The sequence below is a fragment of the Kitasatospora sp. NPDC127116 genome (genome assembly GCF_042677365.1).
GTDB lineage: Bacteria > Actinomycetota > Actinomycetes > Streptomycetales > Streptomycetaceae > Kitasatospora > Kitasatospora lactacystinica.
The window spans coordinates 1-5,504 of record NZ_JBHXTL010000194.1; the positions used below are offsets into that span (position 1 = coordinate 1).

At 73.7% G+C, this 5,504-nt stretch carries 5 protein-coding genes; 1 reads left to right on the forward strand and 4 read right to left on the reverse strand.

Annotated elements, in window-relative coordinates:
• Positions 1–113 precede the first annotated feature (113 nt).
• The 4 genes from ACFVHV_RS40790 to ACFVHV_RS40805 all read right to left on the reverse strand — a co-directional run bounded on the left by ACFVHV_RS40790 (position 114) and on the right by ACFVHV_RS40805 (position 4,186).
• Positions 114–665, reverse strand: coding sequence for an RICIN domain-containing protein (locus ACFVHV_RS40790; protein WP_380358538.1), 552 nt, complete (start codon positions 663–665; stop codon positions 114–116).
• 317 nt (positions 666–982) lie between these two features.
• Positions 983–1,507 (reverse strand): RICIN domain-containing protein, encoded by a 525-nt coding sequence (locus tag ACFVHV_RS40795; protein WP_380358541.1) that lies wholly within the window; start codon positions 1,505–1,507, stop codon positions 983–985.
• A 377-nt stretch (positions 1,508–1,884) separates the two neighbouring features.
• Positions 1,885–2,994 (reverse strand): RICIN domain-containing protein, encoded by a 1,110-nt coding sequence (locus ACFVHV_RS40800; protein WP_380358543.1) that lies wholly within the window; start codon positions 2,992–2,994, stop codon positions 1,885–1,887.
• Between the two features lie 40 nt (positions 2,995–3,034).
• Positions 3,035–4,186, reverse strand: a complete 1,152-nt coding sequence (locus ACFVHV_RS40805) for an alpha/beta hydrolase (protein WP_380358546.1) — start codon at positions 4,184–4,186, stop codon at positions 3,035–3,037.
• Positions 4,187–4,402: 216 nt separating this feature from the next.
• Between ACFVHV_RS40805 and ACFVHV_RS40810 the strand changes: the two genes are divergently transcribed.
• A complete protein-coding gene (locus ACFVHV_RS40810; RefSeq protein WP_380358549.1) occupies positions 4,403–5,386 on the forward strand; it encodes a hypothetical protein in 984 nt (327 codons plus the stop codon).
• Positions 5,387–5,504: the final 118 nt, after the last annotated feature.

A 5,504-nucleotide genomic window follows, 5' to 3' on the forward strand; every position in this document is an offset into this window, starting at 1 on the left:
GGCTCACTTCGGGTCTCAATTCGCTCTGTGGTGGGGTGTACACGGCGATGGGCCCTGCCCGACCGGTCGGGCAGGGCCATGCGCGGCGAACGGGCCGGCGGCCGTCCGGGGGCTCAGGATCCCGGCGGGACCGTGCTCCACTGCTGGGAGCGCGCCCCGTCGTACATCCGCAGGGCGACGGCGCTGCCGAGCCTGGTGCCGCCGGTGAGGGCGAGGTCGGGGTGGGTGGCGGGGGAGATCCTGACCTTGCCCTGCCCCACGTTCCGCACGGTCCACTGCTGGTTCATGTCGTTCTGGTCGCAGGGCCGGAGCGTGACGGAGCCGCGGGAGCCGCTCGGCGCGGTCAGGCAGGTGCCCGTCGCCTTGTTCTTGATGAGCTGTTTCCCGGCGACGGTGCTCAGGCTCCACTGCTGGCGGTCGTTGTTGCGCTCGGGGGCGGCCACGACGACCCGGCCGCCGCGGCCGGCCTCCAGGTTCCTGGCCGTGGTGTCGCCCCGCGGCCAGACCCGGAGCTGGTTCCAGGTGTCGGTCTGCTTGGACGGCTGCGTCGCCTGCGGCGCGGCCTGGGAGCCGGCCGTTCCGGTGGCCGCCGTCGCCAGGCCGGGCGTGCCGCCCAGCAGCACGGCGGTGATGGCCGCGGTCGCGATGCGCTTGGCAGGAGACATGGTTGTCACTCTCATGTGTTTTCCCTTGTGGGGTGTCCGAGAGGCGTGCGGGTTCCTCGGCGGGTGGCGCCGGAAGCCCCGCGGGGTCACGGGGCCGTGGGGCGGGCCGGGGGTGGATGCGAGGAGGTGGATGCGAGGGGGTGGATCACTCGCCGCCCGGTCGCCGGGGCCCGGTGGGCACGGAGGTGCTTCGTGTCCACCCGACCAGGCTAGCCAGAGGTCGGTCCGTCCGCAGCTCCGAGGGAACACGCAGGTCACGGGCGTGCCGCGGGCGTCGAAGGGCCTGCCGGGGGCGGGGGCCGCCCGGGACGGGGCCGCTACTTCACGGAGCGCATGGACCACTGCTGGTTGTCCTGCGCCGCGTAGGTCCGCAGGAGGGCTTTGTTGCTGCCGGCCTGGGTGCCCCCGGTGAGGGCGAGGCGGGGGTGGGCCTTCGGTGAGATCGCCACCTGGCCGGACGTCACGTAGTGCACGTCCCACCGCTGGTTCGGGTTGTTCTTGTCGCAGGCCCGGACGGTGACGGCGTCCAGGGTGTCGTCCGGCGCGGTCAGGCACGTGCCCGTCGCCCTGTTCTCGATGAGCGGCAGCCCGCCGATGTTGCTCAGGTTCCACTGCTGGCGTGCGCTCTCGGGGTCGACGACGGCCACGACGGCCCTGCCGGCGCTGTCGACGTCCAGGTTCCTGGCCGGGAGGTCGAGCGGGTAGATCTTGAACTGGTGCCATTCGCCGGTCGGCTGGGAGGGGAGCGCGGTCGGCGGAGCGGCGGCCGTGGCGAGGCCGGGGGTGGCGCCCAGCAGGACGGCGGTGACGGCCGCGGTCGCGATGCGCTTGGCAGGAGACATGGTTGTCACTCTCATGCGGGTTGTCCCTTGTGAGGTGGTCCGAGAGGTGCGCGGGCTCTTCCGCGGATGACGCCGGAAACCCTGTGGGTCCTTGTGGGTCCTTGTGGGTCTCTGTGGGTCGCACCGGCTGCTGGGCCTCCGGGGGCCGGTGGGTACGGCGATGCTTCGCACCCACCCGACGACCAGGCTAGCCAGAGGTCCGTCCGCCCGCAGCTTCGGGTGAATGCGCAGGTCACGGCCGTGCGGGCGGGGTGGGCCGGGGCACTGTACGGCGGGTTGCGCGGCGGCGCACGTCCGGACGGCCCTGCCGACCGGCCGGAAACGCGGGCCGCCGCCCGGCGCGGTGCGCGGGCGGCGGCCGTGGAGCGGGCGCGGTGTCAGGAGCAGCTGCTGAACGTCGCGCTGGTGTTGGCGATGTAGAGGGTGGCGCCGGCGGTGGGGTCGGAGCTGAGCGGGACGGTGACGGTGTCCTCGGCGGTCCACGGGATGCCGTGGGCGTCGAAGGTCCAGGTGCCGGTGACCTTGCGGGCGATCTTGGCGAGCGTCACCCAGCCGTACTGCTGGGTCGGGACGGTGACGGTCACGCTGTTGTTGACGCTCCGCGACCCGTGCCATTCGTTGCTGTACTTCAGCGAGGAGCTGATCGTCCCGGTCAGGACGTTGCCGGGGGCGCCGGCGGACATCTGGGTGCCCATGTCGGCGCCGATGGTGTTGGACCAGCCGCTGTCGTCGGTGACCGCGAAGGACTGCTGGACGGCGCTGCTGGTGTTGTTGAACCAGACCGCGGAGGCGCAGGTGCGCGGCAGCGGCGCGGCCGGGGCCTCGCTCTTCGTGGCCCAGGAGCAGCTGGAGGGGTCCTTCTGGCACTGCTTGGCGCCGTGGTCGACGGCCAGGTTGCGGGCGGCCTGGGCGAAGCCGGTGGACCACTGCTGGTTGACGGTGCCGTTGCAGCTGTACTGGTCGGTCCAGGCGTCGTCGTAGTTGCCGCCGAGCAGCAGGTCCAGGCAGGTGTTGTCACCGGCGTGGCGGATCATGAACGAGTCCGCGCCGCCGGCCGCCGCGGGCTGGAAGTACCAGCGCTGGCTGGCCTGCCCGGCGCAGCTCTGCTGGCGCAGCGCCGGGGTGAAGAAGGCCAGGTCGATGCACTTGCCGGTGTCGTTGTTGACGATGGTGAAGGAGGAGTCGGACGGGTCGACGTTCAGCCGCCAGGACTGGTGGTAGCCGGGGGCGGAGTTGGTGACGATGTAGGCGCCGTCGCCCATGTTGCCGTTCTGGACGTCGAGTTGGCGCCCGTTGCTGAGCGACTTGATGGTCAGGCACTGCTGCGGCGAGGCGCAGGCGGCGAGCGGGGCCGGCGCGGCCTCCGGGGTGGCCGCGGCGGCGCGGGCGGGCGCGGCGGTCAGGCCCAGGGCGGCGCAACAGGTCACCAGGAGGGCCGCGAACAGGCGCAGCCAGGGCGCCGTACGGCCGGGGGTCGTGGTGGGCAAGGGGTTTCCTTTCGTCGGGGGAGAGGTGCGGGGCCAGGGCTCAGGGCGCGGCGGCGAAGGCCGCCTCCAGGCGCGGGACGTAGTCCGCGAGGTCCTGCGCCCAGCAGCCCGGGGTGTGGCCGCCGTGGCAGTCGGCGCCCCAGCCGGTGCCGTCGCCGTAGCCGACGTAGCGGTACGGCAGGCCGAGCGCGTCCAGGCGCTGCTTGAGGCGCTTGGCGGTGCCCTCGGCCCAGAACTCCATGTCGGCGGGGTTGTTGTTGCCGTTGCCGGTGTAGACGGTGATGCCGGTGTGCTCCAGCAGGCCCGCGCGCGCGACGGGGTCGGCGGCGTTCCAGCGCCAGTCGGCGTTGAACACCGGGTACGGGGTGCCGAAGACGGCGTCGCTGGAGACGGTGGGGCCGAAGTCCAGGCCGCAGGGGTGGCCGTCGCTGGGGCCGCAGAGCACGGTGCCGGCGTTGGTGAGGGTGGCGACCACGGCGCCGCGGATGATCATCTCGTCGGTGGAGAGGTCGTTGGCGCCGGACATGGTGAGGACCTGGCCGAACAGGTCGGGGCGGTCCTGGGCGTAGTGCAGGGCGCCGAAGCCGCCCATGGACAGCCCGCCGACGGCCCGGTGGGCGCGGTCGGTGCGGGTGCGCAGGTTGGCGTCGACGAACGGCAGGACCTGGGTGAGGTGGAAGGTCTCCCAGTTCTGGGCGCCGGCGGCGGTGTTCTGGTCGAGCCAGTCGGTGTACCAGCCGCGCAGGCCGCCGTCCGGGATGACGGTGATCATCGACTGGGCGGCGGTCAGCGCGGGGTAGGCCAGGGCCGGGTCGCTCGGGTTGTCCGAGGCGCCGTGCAGGAAGTACAGCACCGGGTAGCGCTTGTCCGGCCGCTGCGCGTAGTCGGCGGGCAGCAGGATGCGGATGGTGTGCGGCCCGGCGACCTTCGCCGTGGTGACGGTGACGACGAAGTTGGTGGCGGTGCCGGTGGCGGCGCCGACCTGGGTCAGCCCGAAGCCGTCGGTCAGCGGCGGCGGCGCGTCGGCGTCGGCCCGTACGGCGGCCTCGGCGCGTACGGCGGCCGCTGCGGGGGCTGCGGGCGCCGCGGGTGCGGGGGCGGCGGAGGCCGCGGGCGTCGCGGCGAGCGGGAGCAGGCAGGCGGCCAGGGCGGCGAGTGCCGCGCGGGCGCGCCGGAGCCGGGCAGGGGGCATGGGCGTCCTCGACCTTCAGCGACCTTTGGCGGTCTTCGGTGATCCTCGGCGATCTGACTGATCGCCGACAACTCTTGCCAGTGGCCCCGCCCCGACGCCAGGGCCCCCGGCGGCGCACCTGGGCCACTGGCGCATGTGCGCCGCAGGGGTGGGTAGGCTCCCCCGAGCCTGCCCTGGACATGACATGGTGGCGGGACACGATGACTGGGGGGCGTCGTGCACGACGTGCTGGAACCGGACTCCGAACGCGGCCGCGTCTACCACGGCCTGGTCGGCCGGCCACGGGCCCGCGTGCCCGAACTCGCCCGCGAGAGCGGCCTGGACGAGGACGCCGTCCTCGCCGTCCTGCGCGACCTCGCCGACGAGGGCGTCGCGGTGGCCTTCGACACCACCGACAGCGCCGACGACCGCGACCACGCCTGGGAGGCGCTGCCACCCGCCCGGGTGGTGGAAGCCGTGCTGCAGCACGACGCGCTGCGCCAGGCCACCGCCCGCCGGGCCGGCGCCGAACTGGAACGGCTCTACCGCTTCGCGCGGCGCGACACCGGCAGCTACGGCGCCCTGGAGGTGGTCGAGGACCCCGCCGAGGTGCTGGCCGCCAGCCGCCGCCTCCAACTCGCGGCCCGCCACCAGCTACGGGTCATCGACGTGCCGCCGTACTCCGGCAGCCCCGCCCACTACCTCGACCAGGAGGTGCTGCAGCGGCGCCGGATGGCGGCGGGCGTCAACTACCGCGTGATCTACCAGGGTTGCGCGTTCCAGGATCCGGTGGTCGGGCCCAACATGGCGCGGATGATCGAGGCGGGTGAGCAGGCCCGCACCCTGGACGAGCCGCCGCTCAAACTCGCCATCGGTGACGACGACCTGGCCATCGTCACCCTGCCCGCCGACGACCGGCCGGGGGTGGTGTCGCTGCTGATCCGGCCCTCCGGGCTGCTGAACGCGCTCACGGCGGTGTTCGAGACGCTGTGGCGCCTGGCGGTGCCCGCGTCGATGGCCGAGGTCGACCTGCGGGTCGACGAACGCGACCGGCGGATCCTCACGTTGATGGCGGGAGGGGCGACGGACGACGCCATCGCCCGCCGGCTAGGGCTGGGGCGGCGCACCGTGGTGCGCCGGGTGTCCACCCTGCTGGCGCACCTGGGCGCCACCACCCGGTTCCAGGCCGGGGTGCAGGCTGCCCGGCGGGGGTGGCTCTGACCGGGCGGCGGCGAAGTGCTGCTCGGCGCGGTTCGGCGCGAGAAGTCGGACCCGCCGACTGCTCGCGCGGGGGGGGGTGGCGCACCAGCTCGTCGGCCGCACCCCCCGTGAACCCAGG

Coding starts and splice junctions, on each gene's coding strand:
- ACFVHV_RS40795 (WP_380358541.1), bottom strand. CDS start 1,507: ATGTCTCCTGCCAAGCGCATCGCGACCGCGGCCGTCACCGCCGTCCTG.
- ACFVHV_RS40805 (WP_380358546.1), bottom strand. CDS start 4,186: ATGCCCCCTGCCCGGCTCCGGCGCGCCCGCGCGGCACTCGCCGCCCTG.
- ACFVHV_RS40790 (WP_380358538.1), bottom strand. CDS start 665: ATGTCTCCTGCCAAGCGCATCGCGACCGCGGCCATCACCGCCGTGCTG.